General features: G+C 65.4%; 19 protein-coding genes. 9 read left to right on the forward strand and 10 right to left on the reverse strand.

Going from position 1 to position 23,143, the window contains the following annotated elements:
- Positions 1 to 116 precede the first annotated feature (116 nt).
- From MXF70_RS12680 to MXF70_RS12690, 3 genes are all read left to right on the forward strand, one after another.
- Positions 117 to 1,058 carry an ABC transporter substrate-binding protein gene (locus MXF70_RS12680; RefSeq protein ID WP_248515997.1) on the forward strand — a complete coding sequence of 314 codons (942 nt, stop codon included), beginning with the start codon at positions 117 to 119 and terminating at the stop codon, positions 1,056 to 1,058.
- Between the two features lie 59 nt (positions 1,059 to 1,117).
- Complete coding sequence (locus MXF70_RS12685) at positions 1,118 to 1,633, forward strand: peptidylprolyl isomerase (protein WP_248515998.1); 516 nt, start codon at positions 1,118 to 1,120, stop codon at positions 1,631 to 1,633.
- A 92-nt stretch (positions 1,634 to 1,725) separates the two neighbouring features.
- The gene (locus MXF70_RS12690; RefSeq protein ID WP_248515999.1) at positions 1,726 to 2,997 is read left to right on the forward strand and encodes an NAD(P)/FAD-dependent oxidoreductase; all 1,272 of its coding nucleotides are present in this window, start codon (positions 1,726 to 1,728) and stop codon (positions 2,995 to 2,997) included.
- Positions 2,998 to 3,034: 37 nt separating this feature from the next.
- Here MXF70_RS12690 and MXF70_RS12695 read toward each other — a convergent pair whose 3' ends face one another.
- Both MXF70_RS12695 and MXF70_RS12700 read right to left on the reverse strand, forming a co-directional pair.
- The gene (locus tag MXF70_RS12695) at positions 3,035 to 3,340 is read right to left on the reverse strand and encodes a DUF357 domain-containing protein (RefSeq protein WP_248516000.1); all 306 of its coding nucleotides are present in this window, start codon (positions 3,338 to 3,340) and stop codon (positions 3,035 to 3,037) included.
- Positions 3,341 to 3,402: 62 nt separating this feature from the next.
- Positions 3,403 to 5,193 (reverse strand): radical SAM protein, encoded by a 1,791-nt coding sequence (locus tag MXF70_RS12700; protein WP_248516001.1) that lies wholly within the window; start codon positions 5,191 to 5,193, stop codon positions 3,403 to 3,405.
- 228 nt (positions 5,194 to 5,421) lie between these two features.
- On the opposite strand from MXF70_RS12700, the gene MXF70_RS12705 reads away from it, so the two are divergent.
- On the forward strand, positions 5,422 to 6,786 hold the full coding sequence (locus MXF70_RS12705) for a tryptophanase (protein ID WP_248516002.1): 1,365 nt from the start codon (positions 5,422 to 5,424) through the stop codon (positions 6,784 to 6,786).
- Between the two features lie 147 nt (positions 6,787 to 6,933).
- On the opposite strand, the gene MXF70_RS12710 is transcribed toward MXF70_RS12705, so the two are convergent.
- From MXF70_RS12710 to MXF70_RS15450, 7 genes are all read right to left on the reverse strand, one after another.
- Positions 6,934 to 7,113 (reverse strand): hypothetical protein, encoded by a 180-nt coding sequence (locus tag MXF70_RS12710; RefSeq protein WP_248516003.1) that lies wholly within the window; start codon positions 7,111 to 7,113, stop codon positions 6,934 to 6,936.
- 121 nt (positions 7,114 to 7,234) lie between these two features.
- Entirely contained in the window at positions 7,235 to 8,086 is an 852-nt protein-coding gene (locus MXF70_RS12715; protein ID WP_248516004.1) for a UbiA family prenyltransferase, read from the reverse strand.
- 88 nt (positions 8,087 to 8,174) lie between these two features.
- Positions 8,175 to 10,130: a sister chromatid cohesion protein PDS5 gene (locus tag MXF70_RS12720; RefSeq protein ID WP_248516005.1), complete on the reverse strand. Its 1,956-nt coding sequence runs from the start codon at positions 10,128 to 10,130 to the stop codon at positions 8,175 to 8,177.
- An 89-nt stretch (positions 10,131 to 10,219) separates the two neighbouring features.
- Complete coding sequence (locus MXF70_RS12725) at positions 10,220 to 14,608, reverse strand: hypothetical protein (protein ID WP_375140821.1); 4,389 nt, start codon at positions 14,606 to 14,608, stop codon at positions 10,220 to 10,222.
- A gap of 252 nt (positions 14,609 to 14,860) precedes the next feature.
- Complete coding sequence (locus MXF70_RS12730) at positions 14,861 to 15,979, reverse strand: pyridoxal phosphate-dependent aminotransferase (RefSeq protein ID WP_248516008.1); 1,119 nt, start codon at positions 15,977 to 15,979, stop codon at positions 14,861 to 14,863.
- Between the two features lie 61 nt (positions 15,980 to 16,040).
- On the reverse strand, positions 16,041 to 17,255 hold the full coding sequence (locus MXF70_RS12735; protein WP_248516009.1) for a TIGR04347 family pseudo-SAM/SPASM protein: 1,215 nt from the start codon (positions 17,253 to 17,255) through the stop codon (positions 16,041 to 16,043).
- Between the two features lie 21 nt (positions 17,256 to 17,276).
- Positions 17,277 to 17,687 carry an Htur_1727 family rSAM-partnered candidate RiPP gene (locus tag MXF70_RS15450; RefSeq protein WP_248516010.1) on the reverse strand — a complete coding sequence of 137 codons (411 nt, stop codon included), beginning with the start codon at positions 17,685 to 17,687 and terminating at the stop codon, positions 17,277 to 17,279.
- 126 nt (positions 17,688 to 17,813) lie between these two features.
- On the opposite strand from MXF70_RS15450, the gene MXF70_RS12745 reads away from it, so the two are divergent.
- The 3 genes from MXF70_RS12745 to MXF70_RS12755 all read left to right on the forward strand — a co-directional run bounded on the left by MXF70_RS12745 (position 17,814) and on the right by MXF70_RS12755 (position 19,938).
- Complete coding sequence (locus MXF70_RS12745) at positions 17,814 to 18,959, forward strand: TIGR04053 family radical SAM/SPASM domain-containing protein (RefSeq protein WP_248516011.1); 1,146 nt, start codon at positions 17,814 to 17,816, stop codon at positions 18,957 to 18,959.
- A 45-nt stretch (positions 18,960 to 19,004) separates the two neighbouring features.
- Positions 19,005 to 19,196, forward strand: a complete 192-nt coding sequence (locus MXF70_RS12750; protein ID WP_248516013.1) for a hypothetical protein — start codon at positions 19,005 to 19,007, stop codon at positions 19,194 to 19,196.
- A 223-nt stretch (positions 19,197 to 19,419) separates the two neighbouring features.
- Positions 19,420 to 19,938, forward strand: a complete 519-nt coding sequence (locus MXF70_RS12755; protein WP_248516014.1) for a gamma carbonic anhydrase family protein — start codon at positions 19,420 to 19,422, stop codon at positions 19,936 to 19,938.
- A gap of 33 nt (positions 19,939 to 19,971) precedes the next feature.
- Here MXF70_RS12755 and MXF70_RS12760 read toward each other — a convergent pair whose 3' ends face one another.
- Entirely contained in the window at positions 19,972 to 20,691 is a 720-nt protein-coding gene (locus MXF70_RS12760) for a 5-formyltetrahydrofolate cyclo-ligase (RefSeq protein ID WP_248516015.1), read from the reverse strand.
- A 213-nt stretch (positions 20,692 to 20,904) separates the two neighbouring features.
- Here MXF70_RS12760 and MXF70_RS12765 point away from each other — a divergent pair, with 213 nt between their 5' ends.
- Complete coding sequence (locus MXF70_RS12765) at positions 20,905 to 21,825, forward strand: NAD-dependent epimerase/dehydratase family protein (protein WP_248516016.1); 921 nt, start codon at positions 20,905 to 20,907, stop codon at positions 21,823 to 21,825.
- Between the two features lie 251 nt (positions 21,826 to 22,076).
- Positions 22,077 to 23,084: an ROK family protein gene (locus MXF70_RS12770; RefSeq protein WP_248516017.1), complete on the forward strand. Its 1,008-nt coding sequence runs from the start codon at positions 22,077 to 22,079 to the stop codon at positions 23,082 to 23,084.
- Positions 23,085 to 23,143 lie beyond the last annotated feature (59 nt).

Genomic DNA, 23,143 nt, shown 5'->3' on the forward strand with positions numbered 1-23,143 from the left:
GCGGTTCGCCGCGGCCTCCTATTTGAAACTGTAGCGTACTGCCACCGATCGAGTGGCGGCTCGCTTGCAGTGAACGACACGCTGACGTTTATGCACGAGCGGTCGATACGACGATCATGGACGTCGTCACGCTGTTGCCGTCTGCGACGGAGATCGTCGCTGGACTCGGTGTTCAGCCGGTTGGCACCTCCCACGAGTGTGACTACCCGCCAGACGTCGCCGACCTCCCCGACGTGAACACGACGCGAATCGACGCGTCGGCCTCCAGTGAAGCGATCAACGAGCAGGTCGCACGCGCAGAATCGGGCGATGGCGTCTACGAGATCGACGTGGCGTTACTGGAACGACTCGATCCCGATCTGATCGTCACCCAGGGAATTTGCGACGTCTGCGCGGTCGACACGGTGCTCGTCGAGGAGGTCGTCGCGGACTGCGGCATCGACGCCGAAATCCTGACGACCGACCCACACCACCTCTCGGATCTCTATGCGGACGTCGAACGAATCGGCGCGGCTCTCGGCCGAGAAGAGCGCGCCAGCGAGTGGGTCGCGGAGCTACGAGAACGCGTCGACGCCGTCGAAGCGGCCGTATCTGCTGCCGTCGTAGAGGACGGTGATGCCGATCGTCCGTCCGTCGCGATCCTGGACTGGCTCGACCCCGTCATGGTCGCGGGCCACTGGATCCCGGAGATCGTCGAATCCGCCGGCGGCACCTACTCCATGGCGGACCCAGGAGACCGATCGACGCCGCGAGAGTGGGAGACGGTGCGGGACGCCGATCCGGACGTCCTCGTCGCCGCTCCGTGTGGGTTCGATCTCGAACAGACGCGAGCGAACCTCGGCGATCTCACCCAACGCGAGGGATGGCGCGGCCTCCGATCGGTTCGTGCCGGGCGAGCGTACGTCATGGACGGCCACCACTACGTCAATCGCCCAGGGCCGCGGCTCGTGGACACGCTCGAGCTGCTCGCGGCGACGCTGCATCCTGGGCAGTTCGACGTGCCACCGGCTGACGTGGTCCGTCCGCTATCGGAGGTAACGGCGCCGACCAACCTGTAGACGACTCACCGACGCCGAGACCCGCACGCTTTTCGGCAGGGCGCGCGTCCCCATCGAGTATGGGAGACACGACCGCAATCCTGCACACGAATCGCGGCGACATCGAGGTCGAACTGTACGAGGAGAAGGTTCCGAACACTGTCGAGAACTTCGTCGGCCTTGCGACGGGCCAGAAGGAGTGGGAGGATCCCGAGACCGGCGAGACGATCGACGGTGAGCCCTACTACGAGGACGTGGAGATCCACCGGGTCATCGAGGACTTCATGATCCAGACCGGAGACCGCACCGGAACGGGCCGCGGCGGCCCCGGCTACACCTTCGACGACGAGTTCCACGACGACCTGACCCACGACGGACCGGGCGTGCTCTCGATGGCGAACAGCGGCCCGAACACCAACGGCTCGCAGTTCTTCATCACGCTAGACGCAACGCCCCACCTCGACGGAAAGCACGCAGTCTTCGGCAAGGTCATCGACGGCATGGACGTCGTCGAGGAGATCGGCGGCCTCCCGACAGATCGCGGCGACGAGCCTCAGAAGGAGGCAGTGCTCGAGTCCGTCACCGTCTACCGATAGTTTCAGGCCTGCCCAATCGGGGCGTTTGCCTCGATGCTGCGAACTGGCGACCGAACACCGTCTTTTAGGCGTGGCCCGTCGAAAGCAGAGCCATGACTACCGAGCGAGTCGTGATCGCTGGTGCTGGACCGGCCGGACTCGTCGCCGCACGCCATCTCGCCGACGCCGGCGTCGGGGTGACCGTGTACGAGGCCGAGGAGACCGTCGGCGGTCGCGTCGCGACTCGCACTGTCGACGGATACACGCTCGACCGCGGATTTCAGGTGCTCTTTACGGGCTACCCAGCGGTCCAGCGGGAGCTCGACCTCGATGCACTGGATCTCCGAGCGTTCAAACCCGGCGCCGTCATCTGCCGACCGAACAGCCGCTCGGTCGTCGGCGATCCGCTGCGCGATCCCGGCTCGATTTCGAAGACGCTGTTCAACCGCGAGATCACGACCGGCGACGCCTACCGGCTCTGGAAACTCCGTCGCGAGCTTCGATCGGAGACCCAGGGGGCGATCTTCTCGGGTGCCGACCGGACGATCCGCGAGGAACTGGAGCGCCGGGAGTTCTCGGAGGGGTTCATCGAGGCATTCGCCGCCCCGTTCCTGGGCGGCATCACGCTCGACCGATCGCTCGGCACGAGCAAACGCGTGTTCGAGTACGTCATGAAAGTACTGAACGACGGGAAGACGGTCGTCCCCGCGGACGGGATGGGCGCGATCACCGATCAGCTCGCCGACCGGGCGCGGGAGGCGGGCGCGACGATCGAGACCGGACGCCGAGTCGACAGCGTCAAGGCCGACGACACCGGCGGCGACTTCGACCTCGGAAGCGAAACCGTGGACGGCCACGCCGCGATCGTTGCGACGGACGCGCCGACCGCGCGAGATCTCACCGGCGTCGACGCGATCCCGACGACCGGCAACGCCGTCGCGACCCAGTACTACACACTCCCAGCACACGCAGCGCCACCGGGCAAGCGCCTCCACCTGAACGCCGAGAGCGAGCAACCGAACACGCTGGTCACGCTCTCGAACGTCGCACCGGAGTACGCTGCCGACGCCGACCGAGCACTACTCTCCGCGACCTTCCTCGGCGATCCCGACGCGACAAACGCGAAACTCGACGACAAGACGCGGCGGGCACTGACGAAGTGGTACCCAGAACGGCAGTTCGGCGACCTCCAGCTGCTTGACACCCATCGGATCGAGTTCGCGCAGTTCGTCCAGCCGCCGCGCTGTCACGACGACCTCCCCGGCGTCGCGGCGCCCGATGGCCGCTGCTACCTCGCCGGGGAGTACACGCAGTGGTCGTCGATCCAGGGTGCAATGCAGAGCGGGCGAGACGCCGCCCAGCGAGTGCTCGCCGATCTGTCCTGAGCTGACCGTTCGGCTCGACTCGGCTCGTCTGTCGCTGCTACTGCGTGAAGAGATGCCCCTCGCTGGGAACGTCGAGGACGCCGACCCGAGCGCCTGCGTCGAGCCAGCCGTGGCCGTATGAGAAGGCCGCGAGCGCGTCCGGGAGATTGTCGGTCTCGCGGAAGTGCCGACCGTCCCGGAGGTAGGACTCGGCCATCTCCAGACACTGCTCGGCAGCGTCGGCTTGCTGGTCGGGGAGGTCGGCCGCGACCGTCGCGACCTCGAGGGCCTCCGCCAGCAACGCTTCGTACTGATCGGTCTTGTCCCGGAACGCGACCTCGAGGTCGTCGGCTGTATCGGTCATCCTGGATCTTCCGGCGTGTCGGTCATCGTGGGGCGTATGCTGTGTCAATCATCGTACTTCAGTCAGTCCGCGCCCGATGGCGTGCCACAGGTGACGAAGGAACTGAGGTCGGCGTCGACGCCAAGATCACCGACGGTGTCGTATGGGCGGTTCACCACTATATCGCCAGCGCGCTGTTTGCCGATGCCAGGGAGAGCGGCCAGTTCGTCCATCGACGCCGCGTTGAGATCGAGCGGGTAGGGCACGCCGGTGACGGATCGGTAGCCGTGGTCGACGATCGAGACGTCGATGGACGTGCCAAGCTCGCGCTCGCCGGGGATGCCGACGAGCAACGGATAGGTGCCAAGCTGTCTGCCGAAGGTCCGGCCCCCCTCGTGGTACTCGAGGTGGACGTCCGGCAGGACGGTGCCCGGCGGGGCGACGCGCTGGAGCATCGGATTGTCGATCTGCTCCCTGACGCGGCTCTTGTACTGCTTGAACAGCTGCTTGTGATCGTTGGCGATCTGGGCGCCCGTCTCGTCCATGTCGGTACCGGGGAAGGCCATCACCTGCCGGATGTTGACCCGTCGAAGGACGAGCCCTTCATCGTAGACGCGCTGGAGGAACTGTTCGTTGTGCTCGAACGTCTCCTCACGTTCGCCCTTGAGGCCGTGGAGGAGGTTGATTCCCGGAAGGAGCTTCGGGAGGCGTCCGGGCGCGTCCTCGCCGAAGGTTGGCGGGGTGAGATCGACGCCGTCGGCAGTTTCGCGTTCGGCGGGCGGCAGTCCCGGTGCGCCCGGATCGAACGGCGGTTCGTCGTTCTCGGATCGCCAGCCAGCGACCTCGTTGACGATCTTCACGGCCTGGAAACACTCCTCGGCGGAGACGTTGAGATTGTTCTCCTCCTGCACCACGGGATCGGCGGATTCGAGTCCAAAGGCGGCGGTGTCACCGGGCGTGTTGTGCTCGGCGATCACCGCGAGCCCCTCGCGGGAGAGGTCGGGCCACTTCACGATCGTGATCGGATTGACGTTGTCGAGGTGGAGCGTCTCGAGATCGGGGACGACCTCCCGGATGCCGCTATAGAGCTCTCGGAGGGCGTCGGGGTTGGGCTTCTCGCCGTCGCCGCCGTAGGCCAGGATGTCGGCCTGCCTGCCCAGCCGGAAGTTGCGGACGCCGTGATCGGAGAGGGCGTCGACCTCACCGACGACGGTCTCCGGCGGGCGGAAGGTCGCGTCGCCGTAGAGTGGCTCCGTACAGAACGAACAGCGGTAGGGACAGCCACGACCGGTTTCGAGCTCGCAGATGAGATACTCGGGATGGTTGGGGTGCTCTTCCACGATGAAAGCGCCCTGTCGGGCCCAGCGCGTCACCTCCTCGAGGTCGCGATAGCGGCCGTCGAACCCCTCCAGTCCGCTCTCGACGATGTCGTGGGCTGCGGCTTCGACGTCACCCATCGCCAGGAAGTCGAAGTCGAGGTCGTCACGTTTTGTCTCGATGCCGCCGGCGTTCTCCTCGCCGACGCCGAACTTCGCGGGGCCACCCATCACGCTGACGCCGTCGGCAGTCCAGGCCAGTTCTCGGACTTCGTCGGGTTCGGCAGGGGTCCCGCCGACGTACTTGCCGGGAACGGTCATGCCGCCGATGTAGAGCAGGAGATCCGCGTCGGCAACGTCCGCCCAGCGATTCCGGTCGTCCCGGAGTTCGTCGATGGTGTGGTAGGTGATTCGCTCGCGTGGGACGCCGGCGTCGACCATCGCCCCGGCTGCGTAGCGGGGGTAGGTCGAGATGTACGGTGGGACCCCGAAGTGCGCAGGCTCGTCGACGTAGCCGTCGACGATCGTGACGTCGATCGACTGGGGGTCCGCTCGCATGGTACCAGCGTAAACCGTCGAGGTGTATAACGCGTGTGGATCGGCCGGCAGGCCCCGACCAACGACGGCCGTTTGCCTCGCCGGTCTGCGAACGGCACCCATCGGACCAACCGACTGTGCTAGTTGGGGCCGGTGTGCACACGTCCGTGGCCGGAGGGACGGCGATCCCCGTCAGCGGACACAATTCATCGGATTACATATAGGTTCGCGCAGGGCGAACCCCGGGGCATGTACGAATCACGGATGGTGGATCGCGCAACGGTTCCCGATCAGTCCGAGCGCGAACGCATCCTCGCCGAGGCCGGCTACAACGTCTTCAACGTGCCAGCAGATGCCGTCGCAGTCGACCTCCTGACGGACTCCGGCACCGGAACGATGAGCACCGAGCAGTGGGCCGCCCTGCTCCGGGGCGACGAAGCGTACGCAGGAAGCAGAAGTTTCGGCGAACTCGAAGACGCCGTCTCCGACGTGATGGGGTTCGATCGGATCGTGCCCGCCCATCAGGGGCGAGGGGCCGAGCACGTCCTCTACGGTGCGATCGTCGAGGACGGCGATGTCGTCCCGAACAACACGCATTTCGACACGACCCGAGCGCACGTTACGGAGGCTGGCGGCACACCGATCGACTGTCCGGTTCCCGGAGCGATGGACCCCGACGCGAGCGGCGAGTTCCTCGGCAATCTCGACGTCGAGGCAGCGCGGGACGTAGCTGCTGAGCACGGCCCGGAACGCATTCCCGCGATCGTCGTTACCGTGACGAACAACGCCGCGGCTGGCCAGCCCGTCTCGATCGAAAACGTCCGGGCCGCACGCCAGCTCGCGGACGACCTCGACGCGCGGCTCGTGATCGACGCGTGCCGGTTCGCCGAGAACGCCTATTTCGTCTCCGAACGCGACCCGGAGTGCCAAGACGCGTCGATCGAAGAGATCACACGAGAGCTGCTCGGCTACGCCGACGCGTTCGTGATGAGCGGCAAGAAAGACGGGCTCGCGAACGTCGGCGGCTTCGTCGCGGTCGCAGACGGCGAGAACGACCTCTTCGCGAAACTGAAACAGCGCGCGATCCTCTATGAAGGGTTTCCGACCTACGGCGGGATGGCCGGGAGAGACATGGCGGCGATGGCGGTCGGGCTCCGGGAAGCCGTCGAGCGGAGCTACCTCGAACACCGCATCGGGCAAGTGAGGGAGCTCGGACAGCTCCTCGAAGCCGCCGGGGTCCCGATCTACCGACCGATCGGCGGCCACGCGGTCTACGTCGACGCGGCTGCGGCGTTACCGTCGGTCCCGGCCGAGAAATTCCCCGGCCAGACGCTGGTCTGTGCCGCCTACAGAGAGGGTGCCATCCGAACGGTAGAGCTCGGCAGTTTCGCGTTTCCGGATACGGACCGTCCCGAGCTCGTGCGGCTCGCTGTTCCGCGACGCACGTACCATCAGGAGCACTTCGAACGGGTCGCCGACGCGTTCGGGAGCGTGCTGGACAGGGCGGACCAGCTCGGTGGATTGGAAGTCGTCACGGAGCCCGAGCGCGCGTCACTTCGTCACTTCTCCGCGCGGCTGGAACCAGTCGACGCGGCGTTCGGGCGAGCGGACTAATCGAAGATTCGGCGGTCGCCGTCGACGTTTTCGGCTCGCAGGGGGCTGACACCGAGAATTCACGGTCGTAGCCGCCTGTCAGCTATCGGCGCGCTCAGCCGTCGAGAATTGTGCGAACGAACGGCGTGGGTGAAGCGGCGGAGACGACTACACCCACTCTGCGAGCGGTCCCACGGCGTCGGACTGAATCCAGGCTTCCTCGATCTCCCGGTCGTAGATAATTGTCTCCTCGTGGTCGACGGCCACTGCCGAGTAGCGGTCACCGTCGTCCGCGTCGTGATCGACCGGGTCGTTGCCCATCGTCTCGTCCATCTCGTCTGCTGGCATGGGTGTATAGAGTATCGGGCCGGCGTGGCCCGTCGCAGGCAGTCGTCGTGCGATTCAATCACCGGTACGCGCCCAGCCTTGTTAACTGTTATCGTTCTTCAAACCCTTGCCGGCTCGGGGCTCACCCAAGCGGCTCGAACCACACTGCCCCGACGAGCACTGCGAGGAAGACGTAGGCGCCTCGAACGAGCAACATCGTCGCGAGTTCGGGATCGGCCCGCCTCGTCGCGACGACGACCGCGGCGAACGCCGCGACTGCGAGGACTGTCGTCGGTGGGAATACCGCGACGGCAGCGAGCGCGATCACGACCAGAAATCCAAGCATCATCAGACCGTAGGCGAGTCGGCGCGCTCGTGGCGGGCCGACCGTCACGGCGACGGTCCGCTTGTCGATCGACCGGTCGTACTCGTAATCCTGGGCGTCGTCGATGACCTTGACCCCAGAGAGCACGAGCAGGAAGACGAACGCGAACGCGATCGGCACGGGACCGATCGCAGCCTGCTGGACGTAACACCCGCCGACGATCGCGAGCGCGATGCCAGCCGGGTAGCCCGTCGTCGCGGTGAGGGGGTTTGTGTCGAGCTGGGGTGCGTGGTGGTAGCCGATCACCCACGTCGGGAGCGTGAGGAGGGCAGCGATCGGTCCGACCGCGACCCAGAGGGCGAGGACCGTCCCGAAAAAGAGCGCCGTCGCGCCAGCGAGCGCGATGCGACAGCCGGTCCTCGTCAGCGGATGGTCGTCGTCCTCCCCGCGGACGTGGAAATCTACGTAGCCGTCCTTGACGTGGGCCGTGTAGACCGCTGCGAAGATTGCGACGGAGTGGACGCCAGCCAGTCCGGCCGACTCCAGCCCACCGAGGACCGCACCGAACCAGGCCGCGGCGATCGGCGGCAACATGAACACCGGGTGGATCTGAGAGGCCAGAGCCCTCACTGCGGCGACGGGACCGGACCCGTGACGAGAGATCCGCATACCTCATTCAACGAGGACGGCCGCAAAAAACAACGGGGCGATGCGAGGAGGTAGGCGGTTGCTACGCGGTCTTCAGGCGAGGCCACGACTACGCGTACGGATCGGCGGTGGGGTAGACGTTGTTCTGGAGCGTCGCACTCGAGAGCGACACGGCCTCCGGGTGGGACCTCTTGATACGCTGCAGCTCCTCCGCGATCGGTGAGCGGACGTCGCGATACTCGTCCTCTCGATCCAGGCGTGCTCGGAGGACGTCGCTCGCGGTCGGCGCCAACTCCGAGTGCGCAACGGCGACCGTTCCGAGCGCCTTCGCTGCCGAGACGCGAACCGAGGGCTGGACGTCACTGATCCCGTCACGAAGATCGTCGATGATCCGTTCTGCGACGTCGATATCCTCCGTTCCGATCGACCCGAGCGCGAGGAGTGCCGCCGCCCGGACGTCGCGGTCCTCGTCCGCCACCAGTGGCTGAACGTCCACGACGACGCTCGGAGCGACGTCCGTATTCGCCGTTCCGATTGCTCCCAGCGCCTCTGCAGCCGCTTCTCGGCCCTGTTTGGCTTCGTCGTCGAGGAGGCGCTGTAGGTCGTCCCGGAGGCGCGTGGCAAGCTCGGGGTCGGCGGCGCCGATCTTTCCGAGTGCCACCGCAGCGGAGTTCCGGTTCAGGTGACTGTCGGCGGCGAGCAGCGCCCGGAGGTCCGCGAGCGCTGGCCGGACGGCGTCCGGTCGAGCGGCACCGATATCGCCGAGCGCTTCGGCCGCGGCCCAGGAGAGATCCTCGTCGGAGAGGGACTCGTAGAGATCGTCCACGACGGGCGCGACGGCCTTCGGATTCTCCGCCCCGATCTGACCGAGTGCTTCGATGACCGTCCGACGCATCGTGCCGGCGAAGTCGACGCCGGGCCTGTTCACCACGCCCGCCCGGTCGAGCCACTCGTGGAGCGACTCGACGACCCGCGGCGCGACCGCTGTGTCCGTCGCAGCGAGCGACCCGAGTGCCCGCACGATCGCGAACTGCACGGACTCCTCCTCGTCTTCGAGCATCGCTAGCAGGTCTTCGAGATACGGTCGGACGGCAGCGGGCCGTTCAGTGGCGATCTCGTCGAATACGTCGACGACGGCCTCGCGGATCAGTTCGTTCTCGTGGTCGAGCTTGGCCGCGAGGTAGTCCAGTTTGGGAACGATGGCGTCGGGATGGTTACTCCCGATCCGTCCGAGAGCGCTGATCGCCGTGGTACGAGCAAAGCCGGGATACTGATCCTCGGGGCCGTCCTCGGCGAGGCCACACAGGTCATCGACGATCGCTGGCCGGTCGTCGGGATAGGTGATCGCGATTTCGGTGAGCGAGTCCGCGGCGACGATCCGAAGGCGGTGATCCTCGTCGCTGAGCTTCGGCCGCAGCGCTTCGATCACGGGATCGACGATGTCGGGGCGGACCAGCGCGATCCGAGCGAGTGGCTCTGGCAGCGCGCTGAGGTCTGTCTCCTCGTCTCTCGTCAGGTCGAACAGCTCCTCGCTAGCCGAAGCGATTGCGTCCGGGTAGACATCCGATATCCGCGTGAGAAACCCGATGGCGTGGCGCTGCAACCCGACGTCGTCGTGGTCGAGGTAGCCGAGGATCACGTCCACGTGCGGGTGGACCACCACAGGCATGGAATCGGTCATCTCGCCGAGGACCGTCCAGGCGATTTCCCGCCGGTGATCGTCGTTGGCGTCGAGGGAATCCACCAGGAAGGCGACGCTACCCTCGATCGCGTCCGGATCGGTCCGTGCCAGCCAGATGAGGACGTTCGCCGCGGATTCCCACGCACGTTTCTCGTCGTGAAAGACGTATGGCCGGAGCCCGTCCGCGACGTTCCTGACGCCATCCGGATGGGCTGTGGCGATTTCACGGAGTGCGTCGGCGGCGTCAGTACGCCCATCTCGCTCGGCAAGCAGTTCACACCACGCGTCGATATCGTCGTCGGACGCCGTGGCGGGATCGACCGCCTCGTGGAGGTAGTCGACTCGTTGCGCCGGATCGTCGGGTGCGTCTGTGTGATCGGTCATCTGGGTTATATCGTCGAATTCACGGGGCGCTCATCCGGATCGAACGATCGCCGATCGGCCATTTCGGAGGACCGGAATCGGCCGTTCCATCAGTCGTCCTCGCGTCCCGAGGGGGAACGTTCGGAAACGTCGCCCGGACCCGTGGCTGGTTCGTCGCCGATGTCCGTGGATTGTTCGTCGCCGATGTCCGTGGATTGTTCGTCGCCGATGCCTGTGGATTGTCCGTCGCCGATGTTCGCGGCCGGCTCGTCACCGTGGACGCCGGGAGTATCGTCACGATCGACGTCGAACAGATCGTTTGCGATGTCTTCGTAGCCCGTCGTTCGCAGTCCGTGGTCAAGACGGATGGCGTAGTCGCCGGCGTCTGTGGCGGTGGCCGACGTGAGCGTGTCGGCGGCTTTCGAAACCGTCCGTTCGAACGTGTCAGTACCCGAGAGCAGGTCCGCCTGACCCGCATCCTCGATCGAGGCGTTCACGGAGCGGATACACGCTTCGATCCGCATTCGTGGACCGTGTTGTTTGGCGCCCTCAACGAGAACGCCGGCGTAGAGGCGCTCCAGAAAGGCCGCCGAATCGTCGACGTCCGGGTCGGCCGCGTACGCGCGGACCGTCGCATCGAGCCGTCGGCCCCACTCCTGGGCATCGGTCATGGCTGCGTGAGCGAGCGGTTGGCTGTATACGCCGGCGACGAACTCGCTCGGCCGCTCAGGAGCCTCCTCCGTCGCGGTCGCAGTGATCGCCGCGCTACTGACATCGAACCACTCTGTGGCCTCCGAGACGTCGGAGTGCGTTCGAACAGCCCCCGTGAGTGCCTCACCATAGATCAGCTCGTAGATGGCTGCTTGCTCACAGTCGATCCACTCGAGCGATACCACGCCGTCGAGAACGTCTCGAACCTCTGTCACGCCGAACCGAACCTCCTCTGTCGGTCCGTCGGCGACAGCTGCGAGTGCGCCGCCGCCGACCGAAGCTACGTAGCCCTCCGGCGGCAGGGGGTTGTCTGAGGCCCTGGCAGCCGCCGTGATCGTGGACAGGACCGCTTCGATGAGTCGATCGTACGTCCGTTCACCGACGTCGGCCCGCCTCACTACGGCGGACAGGATCTGCGCGTCAGTCGACGCGAACGCGTCGAACCACTCCGATTTCTGCTGGTCGGCGATAGACTCGCGACTGGTCCGCAACGTCTGCTGGAGCGCTTCGATCCACTCCTGCGTTCGTGTCGGTTCCCCATCGGCTGCCCAGGAAATGGCTGCACCACCGTAAACGTCCGTGAGAAACTGAACCTGATCGGTGACCGCCGCAGATGACGTCGCTCGCGTTTCGATCAGTCCGGTGATTCCGTCGTACCAGGTGTGCTCCTCGCGGGGAGTCACGCCGTCGGTGGAATCTGCCCACCGATCGGACGCGGGATCGAAGCCCAGGAGGCGTGAAGACAGCGCGTCGGAGTAGAGCTCCGTGAGATACTGGGTCGACTCGTCGGGGGAGAGATCGGAATCGATTCCTCTGGACACCGACCCTTCGTACAGTTCCATCCAGTTTTCGAAGCCGAGGGAGTCCTCGAACCCGATCGTGTCGCGGCCGTAGGGATAGCTGCTAACGGCGTCCGGGGCAGTGACCTCGACGTTGCCGAAGGCAGCTAGCCCAGTCGAGTGGAGCGCTGCCCGGGCATCCAGGGTGCTCTCGAAGACGTCCGCCCCCGCGAGCCCATCGACGAGCCGGTGACAGTCGTCGAAGAATCGTTCTGCCTGGTCGAGGTCACCCGAGTGGACGACGGTTTGGACTGTGTGGCCGTACACGTCGCGGACGAACGCCTCGGGCTCTTCGAGCCCCACTGCGCTCGCCGTCTCGCCCACGCGGCTGCCGACAGCCTCGAAGAACGGACCGAGCTCCTCGTCCGGACAGTCGTGTTTGAAGACCATCTGGCCGAGCGCCGTAACGTAGAATTCCGTCAGCAGTAACCGCTGATTGTCCGGGGAAGAGACGTCCTGAACCGCGTCTCTGGCTCGAGAGTCGAGATCGTCGATCCAGACCGAGGGCTCATCGTCCGGCCCCTCGACCCCCGCAACTGCCCCCAGCATCGACGCGAAACTCTTGCCGAGGACTGTCGCCATGTCGTGCTCGTTGGGACCCATTGCGTGCTGCCGAACGCGAGAGACGACCGTCGAGATGCCGCCGTTGGCCGCCATGGGATCCGCAGCTCGATCGACGATTCGAGCGACCGCATTTCCATACACCAAATAGCGCGGGAACTCCCAACCGTCTTCGATCGAGGTGTGGAGGGCCTCGTCGACACACCCGACAGCGCCGTGGCTCACTCGCGACCCGTCCGGCGGCTGGGCGAGCCTCGCCAGTGCGCCACTGAATGCGGTGACAAACGGCTCCAGATCGCCACCCACGGGCTCACGCCCGGGATGGGCGATGGACTGATTCGTACCCTCCAGTACGTCGGTAGCGACCGCGCGAATCCACTCGTCAGTTCTCGGATTCGCCAGCGCCACGGCTGCCATCGCAGCGCCGATGACGTCGCCATGATAGAGGACCGCCGCGTCGGTGTCAGCAGTTCGGTACTTTCCGACACCGACGACGAGGTCGTCGAGGTACGAGAGCCACGTTTTGGCTGCCGCCGGACCGTGGGTCGTCGAGATATCGTCGACGGCCTCGGCGACGACCGTCCCGAGGAACTCGGCGTCCATGGCGTGATCCGGAATCCCTGCAATCGCTGCCATCGTGCTCTGGTCGGTGACCGATTCGACCTCGACAGCCCTGCCAAGCGGCGACTCGACCTCCTCCCAGCCGATCGCCTCTAAGAGTTCGCGAGCGATAACTGCGGGATCCCGGTCAGTGCCGCCAGTCGGCGGGCCCGGAGAGACCTCGACGTGGTCTGCCCAGGCAGTGAGTTCCCCGCAATCCGCGCGTTCGGCTACGTCCTCGAGGCGCTCTCGGTCGGTGTCGTCGCACAGCAACACCGCGCCCGCACACGTCCCATCGTCGACCCACTCCGAGAGTGCACGAACGCCGTCAGGACCGGAAATCTTCGTCGTTCCCCCGCCAAATCTCGCGACGACGACGGTGTTCGGCGACGCTTCGATTGCCGCGCGAATACGATCGGGGTCGCTGAAGGTGGGGAGTTTGACGGTCGTCCCCCAGTCAGTGAGTTCCTCCGCGAGAGAGGCAGCGGCCTGGTACTTCCCGTTCGATTTCGGCCCGGAGACGACCACCAGCCCACCGTCGAGCGCCTGGAGCAGATCCACGTCGTCGAGGAGATCGCGCCACCCCGGATCCGTCTCGTCGTCTGACCCGTCCGGCATCTGTACCCAGTCTGGCAACTCGCGCTCGTCTGCCGCCTCGCGCAGTGCGTGAGAGCCGTCCCAGTGCCAGCCACCGACGAGCGGTGTCGAGCCGTATTCGTCCGGTTCGATCGTACGTGCTTCGAGCGATCCTGCTGCCACGTCGAGCGCGTCTACTGCCTGCCCGACGCCGTCACGAGCCACGTCGAGAACCGAATCAACGTCAGCCGACGACGAGAGACGATCCTTGATCTGGGACCGTGCGGGGTCTGCGGCAAAGACCCGAAGCGGGACGGTCGTCCCGGGCGGGAGATCCAGAGCGGTTTCCAGCGCATCGGCAGTTGTGGGGACGACCTGATACCGAGCGAGGCTGTCGAGCCAGTCGGCGTCCTCGTCCAGCCCGATAGCGACCATCGCGGCGGCAACGAGGACCGCTGGGGAGGTCTCGCTTGGGAACTGCCCGAAGAAGCTCCCGCTCGGGACCAGGTCGGAGACCCGATCCTCGAACGCTCCGGAGACCGGTCCTATCGAGGTCTCAGTGTCGCCGAAGATCTCTCTGACGGCACTGGGAAACAGGACCGCCTCGTCGTCGAACTTCGAGAGGGAGAGAAATGCCCTCGGCGTGACGGTTGTCGGGTACCACCCCAGCTGTCGTTGGAGGTCTGGATTCTGGAAGTGGTAGGCAGGATATCTGGCCTGGTTCAGGGCAGTCGATAGGTCGTCGTCCCGAAGCGCCGGCGATCCTCGCGAGTTGATGCGATCCCGGACTGCGTCGATTGCAGCCGTCGCGGCCGTCGGAGAGTTCCGGACGAGCACCACGGAATCGACTGTTTCGACGAATCCGCCGGAAATGCCGATCTCGCTCCCACAGAGCCAATCGAAACTCCGTGGATGGGCGAGGAGCACTGCACCACCCGCCCTGGAAAACAACGATCGCTCGCCGCGTTCGTCACAGTAGTCCGAAGGGTGTTCGTCCTCGAGATCCATGACCGCCGAGACGAAGTCGGCCACGATCACATGCGTCTCGTCGTCGACCTCGACTGTCTCGGACAGTTGGTCGATAGGCTGCCCGAGAGGCTCCAGGCGTTGTGCAGTTCCAATGGCAGGTGCACCGAGCACGAGTGTAACCTCGCCCGGTTCGACAGCCGCTGCCAGTTCGTCGGGTGAGAGTTCCTGTATGGTCACGTCCATCGTTCACTGTAACCGCTCCGTCGACGCTTCTCCGGTAGGAGCTGACAACGGCGGTCGGTTACTGAGGGCTTTGATAACGAAAAATAAAATAGTTCCTACACCGCCTCGGGACGAGGGCATCGACCTGCTGGGACGGTCTATCGGCCACTCTGGCCGTTCTCGATCGTCCGGCATGACTGGCGTACTGTGCGATTCGGTGCTCCAATCACGCGCGGCCGACTGTCGTGGCCCGTGGCCGCACCAACTCGCGGCTCAGATGGCCCGGGTCGCCTCGCGCATGACGTCCAGCGCGTCTTCGAGCTCCTCCATCCCGGTCGCGTAGCTGATCCTGGCGTAGCCCGCACCGCGCTCGCCGAAGGCGTCGCCGGGTACGACGACGACGCCACGATCGATCACCTCGTCGACCCAGCCATCGGGAACCTTCGGCATCGCGTAGAAGGCGCCTTCTGGCGTCGGGACCTCCAGGCCCATGTCGGTCAGCTCGTCGAGGACGAGATCCCTGCGCTCCTCGAAGGCAGACACCATCTTGTCGACGGGCTCGCGCGGGCCAGTGAGCGCCGCTTCGGCCGCGTACTGGGACGGCGCGCTCGCACACGCCTGTCCGTACTGGTGGACCCGAAGCATGCGCTCGATCCGACGGTTGCTGCCGGTGACCCAGCCGAGACGCCAGCCAGTCATCGAGTAGGTTTTCGAGCACGCGGAAATCGCGACGACGTTGTCGGTCTCGGCGTACTTCAGCGGGGAGTGATGTTCGCCGTCGAAGACGATGTGCTCGTAGACTTCGTCGGAGATACAGAGCACGTCGTGCTCGTCGGCGATCCGAGCGAACTCGCGCATGTCTGCCTCTGACTGAACCGCACCGGTGGGGTTCGCTGGGCTGTTGACGACGAACGCGGCGGTATCCTCGGTGATGGCCTCCTCGACGGTCGCCGGATCGAGCGTCAGATCGTCCCGGAGGGCCAGCGGCGTGGGCGTTCCGCCGGCGATCCGCGTCAGCGCGTCGTAGGAGACGAAACCTGGATCGGGAAACAGGACGGTCTCGCCGGGATCGACGTGGGCCTCGAGCGCGATGTGGAGCGCTTCGGAGCCGCCGGCGGTTGCGATGACGTGCTCGGGATCGACGTCGATGCCCCAGTCCACGTCGTAGCGGTGCGCGATAGCTTCACGGAGTGACAGCGTTCCCTTGTTCGAGGTGTAGGCGTCCGCGACGCCCTCATTGATGGCTTCACAGGCCGCGTCACGGGCGTGGCTCGGCGTCGGAAAGTCCGGCTGACCCAGCCCGAGATTGATGGCGTCGTCCCCTGCCGCCTCGAAGACCTCCCGAATCCCGCTGATCGACACCTGTTCGACCCGCTCGGAGAACTCCGTCATATCCAGAGGGGCGTCCGGAACCCGCATACCTCTTACGGAGGGGTACGTCGCGACGTCGGACTCAGTCGGCGGGTGTGCTGGCATCGACGGCGCCGTCGCCAGTCCGCTCGGCAGATGTCAGGTAACACTGCGGGTCCGGCGCGAACGGATCGTCGTTCGCCGCGAGAGCGCGGAGCCTGGAGCCACCCCGACAGATCGTCTGGTAGCGACAGCTCGCACAGCGGCCGGTGAGATGCTGCTCGCGCTCGCGTAGCGCCGCGACGAGCGGGTTCGTCTCGTCGCTCCAGATATCCCCGAAGGAGCGATCACGAACGTTGCCGAGGCTGTAGGACTGCCAGAACTGCGTGGGATGGACGTTCCCTTGATAATCGACGTCGGCGACGCGTTCGGCGGTCGGATCGCCACCGTTGCGCTCGAGATACTGGTAGATCCGGTCGGCCGCAGCGTCGCTCAGTTCGGCTCTGGCGTATTCGACGAGGTACGCTGCGTCTGCGTAGTTCCCGACCAGTAGCGTCTCGATCTCGTCACCGCGGTCGTGATACTCGCGAGTGAGATCACAGAGCGTACGAACCGCCTCCCGTTTTTTCGGTGGCGTGAGATCCACGTCGGCGATCTCCGCCCCGCGACCGCCGTAGTCCAGATGGTAGAAACAGAACCGATCGACGCCCTCCTCGTGGAGCAGATCGACGACGGCCTCGAGATCCTCGGCGTTCTCGCTCGTGATCGTGTACCGAAGGCCGGTCTTGAGACCGGCGTCGAGGCAGGTCCGGATCCCACGGAGTGCGTCCTCGAAGGCGCCCTCTTTTCCGCGCATCTCGTCGTTGTGGGCCGGCATCCCGTCGACGGAGACCCCGGCGTAGGCGAGACCAGCGTCGCGGAGCGCGGTGACGCGCTCCTCCGTGAGGAGTGTGCCATTGGTGGAGAGCACCGGCCTGATCCCGAGGTCGGCAGCATAGGCGACCAGCTCCTCCAGATCGTCGCGGACGAGCGGTTCGCCGCCGGAGAAGAGCACGACCGGAACGTCGAACGCTGCGAGATCCTCGAGGAGTCCCTTCCCCTCTGCAGTGGACAGTTCGCCGGGCGCAGCGGCCTCCTCGGCACCGGCGTAGCAGTGCGAGCAGTGGAGATTACACTGTTTCGTCAGGTTCCAGACGACGACGGGGCGGTCCTGTTTGTCCTCGCGAATCTGGGGCTTGCTCGACTCTCCCGCGGCGTCGTAGCGGAGACCGTCTCCCTCTGCATCGCCGCCACAGAGCAGTTTACTGATCGAGATCATGGAGTGTGGATCGGGGAAGGTTCAGAGTTCGGTGACGCGTGGTTCCTCGTCAGTCTCGCAGGTTGCGGTGTCGTCCTCGTCGACGACTGGCTGGTCCGTCGCCGATTCGGGATTTCGATCCTCCCGATCACCGTTCCCAGCGGGATCGCTGTGCCCCGTTGGATGGGTCTCGTTCGTAGACTCGTCGTCCTCCGACAGATCGTGGGTCGAAAATCGGCGGACTTCGTCGGCCGGACAGACCCAGAGGTCGTCGGCGTACCACGCGAACAGACGACTTGCCTGCTCGCGTGCAGTTGCTGCATCCGGTGCGCTGACGCTCCCGACGTGACGGAGCGGATCGTCGGCGTCGTCGCGAACGAACAGCTCCCATTCGCGGGTCGGATCGCCGCGTGGTTCCTCGCCGACGGCGCTTCGATCGGCAGTCTCGACCATGACCGATCTTTCCGTCCGACCGCCAAAACCGACCCTCGCGTTCCCACTGGCTGAGAACAGCCGTCCGGCTCTTTTTCGATAGCTCCGAAGCAGGCAATGCGCGGCGATTCCGCCGCGCCCTCTGCCATGCGCCCCACAGCCGTCGACACTGACCGGCGACCGTTCGTGTTGATCTGGGAGCTCACGCAAGCCTGCGAGCTGGCCTGCGATCACTGTCGTGCGGAGGCCCAGCCCGAGCGCCACCCAGACGAGCTGACCACCGCCGAGGGCAAACGGCTCCTCGACCAGGCGCGGAGCTTCGGCGAGAACCAGCTCGTCGTCCTCTCCGGGGGTGACCCGGCTGCACGGCCCGACCTCGTCGAGTTCGTCGAGTACGGGACCGACATCGGTCTCTCGATGACGGTGACGCCGAGCGGCACGGCGTCGCTCACACGTGACGTCGTCGACGATCTCGCCGACGCCGGCGTCCGTCGCATCGCTCTGAGCATCGACGGCGGATTCGCACTGGAACACGATGCGTTCCGTGGCGAGGAGGGCAGCTTCGCTGCGACGCTGGAAGCAGCAGCCCATGCTCGCGACGCGGGCGTGCCGCTTCAGGTCAACACCACCGTCAGCGCGCGGACCGTCGACCAGCTCCCCGCAGTTCGTGAACTGGTCGCCGATCTCGGTGCGGCACTCTGGAGCGTCTTCTTCCTCGTTCCAGTCGGCCGCGGGGCGATGCTTGATCCCGTCTCACCCGAGCGAGCGGAGTCGGTCATGGAGTGGCTCCACGACGTTGCAAGCGAGGAACGGTTCGGCGTCAAAACGACCGAAGCGCCGCACTATCGACGCGTCGCGATGCAGCAGAATCGAGCAACAGCGGATGATTCTGGAAATAGGGCAGCGAGCACCGGTGGCGGTCCAGAGGGGCGAGGGAATTCCGAGCAGCGAAGCGGCCCCGACCGCCGAGGCGGTATCGTCGCCGGTGACGGCTTCGCCTTCGTCTCTCACACCGGTGAGGTCTATCCCTCCGGGTTCCTCCCCGAATCCGCGGGCACCGTCCCCGAGGAGTCCATCGTCGACGTCTACCGGGACGCCGACCTCTTCGAGCGACTGCGGGATCGCTCGGAGCTCACGGGAAAATGCGGTGCCTGCGAGTTCAAACACGTCTGTGGCGGCAGCCGCTCGCGGGCGTTCGCGACGACAGGCGATCCGTTCGCCGCCGATCCGCTCTGTTCCTACGTTCCGGAGGGCTACGACGGCCCCATGCCCGACGGAACGGCAGCAGATTAGCGCTAGATTGCAGGGGTTCTCCGGGATCTAGTCAACTACTAGGGAATGAGGATTGGAGCGTGGGAAGCACCTGAACAACAGGCAGCCACGGAAGCCCACTCCCGCTCGCTGGTGTACGCTCGCTGGACGATCCACCGGGGCGAAGACCATTCCCAGATCCACCGGGTGGGACTGGAAGGGGCCGACCGCTCGATCCTGCCCCGGCGACGCAAGCACCGCAAGGAGCGGAGCGACTGAGGAGCACAGCGAGCCGTGGTAGGTCGAGCGGGAGGGGGCTGTCGCGGCGTAAGCCGCGACGTCGGGAGATCTTTGATCTCCCGGAATTCAGCCGGTTCGCTGTATAGCTCACTCCGCGGTCAGCGGTCACAATACTCAGGAGTCAGATCAATCACCGTTAGCGGAGATCACAGCACGACGTTGGCGCCGATCATTTATATCGAGTGGCGCGGTACCACATTACATGGATTCCCGTAGCTACGCGTTCGAGGGATCGCGGCCAACGATCGACGACGATGCCCACGTCAGCAAAGAGGCGACGCTGGTCGGCGACGTCACGATTGCTGCGAACGCGAGCGTCTGGCCGTGTGCGGTCCTCCGTGGTGACGTCGGACCGGTCGAGATCGGAGAGAGCGCACACGTCGGGGACGGCGCAGTGCTCCACGCGTCGTCCGCAGCAGCGGAAGCGATGATCGGCCACGGCGCGGTATTGAACGACGCGACGGTCGGCGAAGGCGCACTGGTCGGGTTCAACGCGACGCTCAACTCCGACGTGGAGCTTGGCGCCGGGAGCGTCGTCGCGTCCGGTTCTGTCGTCCCAGCAGGCTGGGAGATACCCGAAGACTCCTTCGTGCGCGGGGTTCCGGCGCAGGTCACGCCGATCGAAGAGACGAGTCTCAACGTGGATGGGATTTCGGAGCGGTACGCGTCTGGCACCTACTCTGATCTGGCCGGGCGCCACGAGGAGCTATTCGAGGCCTGATCGAGGCTGCGAGCTGCACCGGCTGAGCCCCGATCAGGGGCGGAGCTGCTGGAGGACTGGAATCTCGTCGATACGATCCGCCGACAGGAGAGGCCAGTCGATTCCACGGGGACGCTTCGGAGACGCCGACGGACGGATCGTTCGCTCCGGCGTGACGACGAGATCCAGCGGAACGTCGTGAGAATCCGGATCGGGCAGCTCCTCTCGAACCTGCCGCTCGTGGACTGTCGTGGCAACTGTCGTCGAATCGTCGACGGCGCCCAGTTCAGACAACACTGCGAACTCGAGATCGCTGTACCCCTCGCCCTTGCCGATTCGCGTGCCCGACTCGGAGACGGCGACGCTACCAGAGACGATCAAATCGACGGGTGGAAGCTCGTCCGGACCGACCGGCTCGCCATACTCGTCGATGCCGGAGATCGTCGTGGCCTCGTCGATCGAGCCGTCCTCGCCCGCCGTTATGCGCTCCGGGTCCAGCGCTCGAAACGCCTGTTCGTCGGTGAGTCGCGGGACGGCGACGTAGACCGTCTTCCCAGCGCGGAGTGCCCGCCGGCGCACTGGAAGCTGGGGCGCATCGGGGTTGCTCTTGACCGTCTCCGCGCTGGTCCACTCCTCGGTATCGGCCAGCCGCTCGGCGGCTTCCGTTGCGCCGGCGAAGTTGGGAATGCGGTCGTGGGGCGGAAACGGGAATCGAGCGATGCCCTCGGCTTCCAGTTCGTCCCAGACCGACTCCCGAATCGACTGCTTGCCCATACACTCTCACGATCCAGCACCGTCTTGAGGGCAGCGGAGCAGCGGGGAGACGGTCGTAGACTCGATCGAGGAAGGTCGTCTATCCAATTCGCGGTGATCAGGAACCGCGATAGCACCCGTTCCACCTATATCGAGGATCGAAACACCGCGAACGAATCCGCTACTGTCAGAAACCTCGGAATACTTTTCTCTCCCCCTCGGGACTGTCCGATCATGCAGGACAAGCGCGTTCTCGTCACCGGCGGGGCGGGTTTCATCGGATCGAATCTCGCGAACCATCTCGCCACAGACAACGAGGTCATCGCCCTCGACGACTGTTATCTCGGGACGCCCGACAACCTCAGCGACGACGTAGAGTTCGTCGAGCGCAGCGTGGTCGAGGACGACCTTCCGACGGACGTCGACGTCGTGTTCCACATCGCGGCGCTCTCTTCCTACAAGATGCACGAAGAGAACCCGACGCATGGCGCTCGCGTCAACGTCGAGGGGTTCGTCAACACGGTCGAACAGGCCCGCGACGACGGCTGTGACACCGTCGTCTACGCGTCGACCTCCTCGATCTACGGCGATCGGACAGAACCATCACCGGAGGACATGCCGGTCGAAGTCAACACCGGCTACGAAGCCTCGAAGCTCGCCCGCGAGCGCTACGCGGAGTACTTCTCGAATCACTACGGGCTCTCGATGGCCGGGATGCGATTTTTCTCGGTCTACCAGGGGATGGCCGAGGGCGCGGAGGGCCACAAGGGCGAGTACGCGAACCTGATTGCACAGTTCGCCGACGACGTCGCGAACGGCCGTCGCCCCGAAATCTGGGGCGATGGCACGCAGACGAGAGATTTCACGCACGTCGACGACGTCGTCGCGGGGCTCGTGCTCGCCGCCGAGCACGAACTCGATGGCGTCTACAACCTCGGCACCGGCGAGCAGTACAGCTTCGACGAGCTCGTCGAGATTCTCAACGAGGAGCTCGGCACCGACGTCGAGCCGGTGTACGAAGAGAATCCGATTCCCGACGGCGTCTACGTACACGACACGATGGCGGACAACGAGAAGATGCGAGCCGCCACCGGCTGGGAGCCCACGATCAGTTTCGAGGAGGGCGTGCGACGCGTCTGCTCCCAGTACCGGTAGTCCAGGTCACTGCGTAGGCGCCGCCTGTGATCCTCGGACGGAGTCCGAAGCAGCCGGATGGAGCGACTACTTTTCCAGAGCGACCTCCTCCCTGCCGACGTGCCACCCCACTCTCGACACCGACGGATCGTGGACGGTCCGATTCCGGAACCGCTCGAATCAGAACCGAAACCGTCGATTCGAGCGACACCCCGAGCGGGACACGGGCAGCTACCAGAAAGTACATGCCGAACCCGGGAGCTACTGTGCCCATGACCAGGGTGGCCGTCTTTGGCGTCGGAAGCACGAACTTCCGCTACGCCGTCGCCACCGCTTCGGGCGAATTCTGTACGGAGCCGACGATCGAGACGACGAAACCACATCGACTCGACGACCAGATCGCGTCGGCCGTCGGGGAGTTACGAGGCGCGATCGCCGAGGATCTCGACGCCGTCGCCGTGTCGGCCCCAGGGTTAGTCGACCGTGACGCCGGCACGATCCGCAAGCTCGACGCTCCGAGCGGCCGGACTGTACCGGAGCTAGAAGTCCGCGCCGCCGTGCACGATCGCCACGGACTCCCGGTGTGCGTCGAGAACGACTGTAACGCCTCCGTATTGGCCGAGTGGCAGTTCGGATCGAACCCAACCGTCGATTCGGTCGTTCACCTGACGATCGGGACCGGGATCGGCGGTGGCGTCGTCGAGGACGGGCAGCTCATCGCGGGCGAAGACGCCCAGGCCGGCGAGTTCGGGCTCTTTTCGGTTGCTCCCGATGGCGGCCTGCAGAGTACCGGCGTCACGGGTGCCTGGGAAGCGTACTGCTCGGGTCGCGGTATCCCGAAGTACGTCTCACACCTCCTCGACACCGGCGAAATAGACTCCGACCCCGATCACTCCGATCTCGCCGAATCGATCGCCGAGGGCAACCCAATCACGAGCCAGACCGTATTCACCAGCGCGTCCGAGGGCGATCCCTTCGCTGAGGCGTGTCTCGAGCGGATCCATCGCTACAACGCTGTGGGGATCGCCAGCATCTGTAACGCGTTCAACCCGGGGCTGCTGACGCTGGGTGGCGGCGTCGCCCTGAACAACGGTGAGGAGACGATCGGGGGTATCGAGCGGTATCTCGACGAGTACCTGTTCGTCGACAGGCCGGAGATCAGGCTGACGGCGCTGGGCGACGACATCGGTCTCTACGGCTCGCTCGCTGCGTATCTCACCCGAGCCGACGATCCTTCGCTCACCGTCGAGCGACAGCCGGTCCAGTCCACGACTGACTGAGAGCAAGCCAAAATCAGCAGGAGTGAAAGCGGACGTATCGGGACAGGCGTAGTTGGACG

The organism is Salinarchaeum laminariae, from assembly GCF_023204835.1.
Taxonomy (GTDB): domain Archaea; phylum Halobacteriota; class Halobacteria; order Halobacteriales; family Salinarchaeaceae; genus Salinarchaeum; species Salinarchaeum laminariae.

Coding starts and splice junctions, on each gene's coding strand:
- MXF70_RS12710 (WP_248516003.1), bottom strand. CDS start 7,113: ATGCCAGCAGACGAGATGGACGAGACGATGGGCAACGACCCGGTCGAT.
- MXF70_RS12695 (WP_248516000.1), bottom strand. CDS start 3,340: ATGACCGATACAGCCGACGACCTCGAGGTCGCGTTCCGGGACAAGACC.
- MXF70_RS12750 (WP_248516013.1), top strand. CDS start 19,005: ATGAGGATTGGAGCGTGGGAAGCACCTGAACAACAGGCAGCCACGGAA.
- MXF70_RS12715 (WP_248516004.1), bottom strand. CDS start 8,086: ATGCGGATCTCTCGTCACGGGTCCGGTCCCGTCGCCGCAGTGAGGGCT.
- MXF70_RS15450 (WP_248516010.1), bottom strand. CDS start 17,687: ATGGTCGAGACTGCCGATCGAAGCGCCGTCGGCGAGGAACCACGCGGC.
- MXF70_RS12770 (WP_248516017.1), top strand. CDS start 22,077: ATGACCAGGGTGGCCGTCTTTGGCGTCGGAAGCACGAACTTCCGCTAC.
- MXF70_RS12755 (WP_248516014.1), top strand. CDS start 19,420: ATGGATTCCCGTAGCTACGCGTTCGAGGGATCGCGGCCAACGATCGAC.
- MXF70_RS12730 (WP_248516008.1), bottom strand. CDS start 15,979: ATGACGGAGTTCTCCGAGCGGGTCGAACAGGTGTCGATCAGCGGGATT.
- MXF70_RS12745 (WP_248516011.1), top strand. CDS start 17,814: ATGCGCCCCACAGCCGTCGACACTGACCGGCGACCGTTCGTGTTGATC.
- MXF70_RS12725 (WP_375140821.1), bottom strand. CDS start 14,608: ATGGACGTGACCATACAGGAACTCTCACCCGACGAACTGGCAGCGGCT.
- MXF70_RS12735 (WP_248516009.1), bottom strand. CDS start 17,255: ATGATCTCGATCAGTAAACTGCTCTGTGGCGGCGATGCAGAGGGAGAC.
- MXF70_RS12765 (WP_248516016.1), top strand. CDS start 20,905: ATGCAGGACAAGCGCGTTCTCGTCACCGGCGGGGCGGGTTTCATCGGA.
- MXF70_RS12720 (WP_248516005.1), bottom strand. CDS start 10,130: ATGACCGATCACACAGACGCACCCGACGATCCGGCGCAACGAGTCGAC.
- MXF70_RS12700 (WP_248516001.1), bottom strand. CDS start 5,193: ATGCGAGCGGACCCCCAGTCGATCGACGTCACGATCGTCGACGGCTAC.
- MXF70_RS12760 (WP_248516015.1), bottom strand. CDS start 20,691: ATGGGCAAGCAGTCGATTCGGGAGTCGGTCTGGGACGAACTGGAAGCC.
- MXF70_RS12690 (WP_248515999.1), top strand. CDS start 1,726: ATGACTACCGAGCGAGTCGTGATCGCTGGTGCTGGACCGGCCGGACTC.
- MXF70_RS12685 (WP_248515998.1), top strand. CDS start 1,118: ATGGGAGACACGACCGCAATCCTGCACACGAATCGCGGCGACATCGAG.
- MXF70_RS12705 (WP_248516002.1), top strand. CDS start 5,422: ATGTACGAATCACGGATGGTGGATCGCGCAACGGTTCCCGATCAGTCC.
- MXF70_RS12680 (WP_248515997.1), top strand. CDS start 117: ATGGACGTCGTCACGCTGTTGCCGTCTGCGACGGAGATCGTCGCTGGA.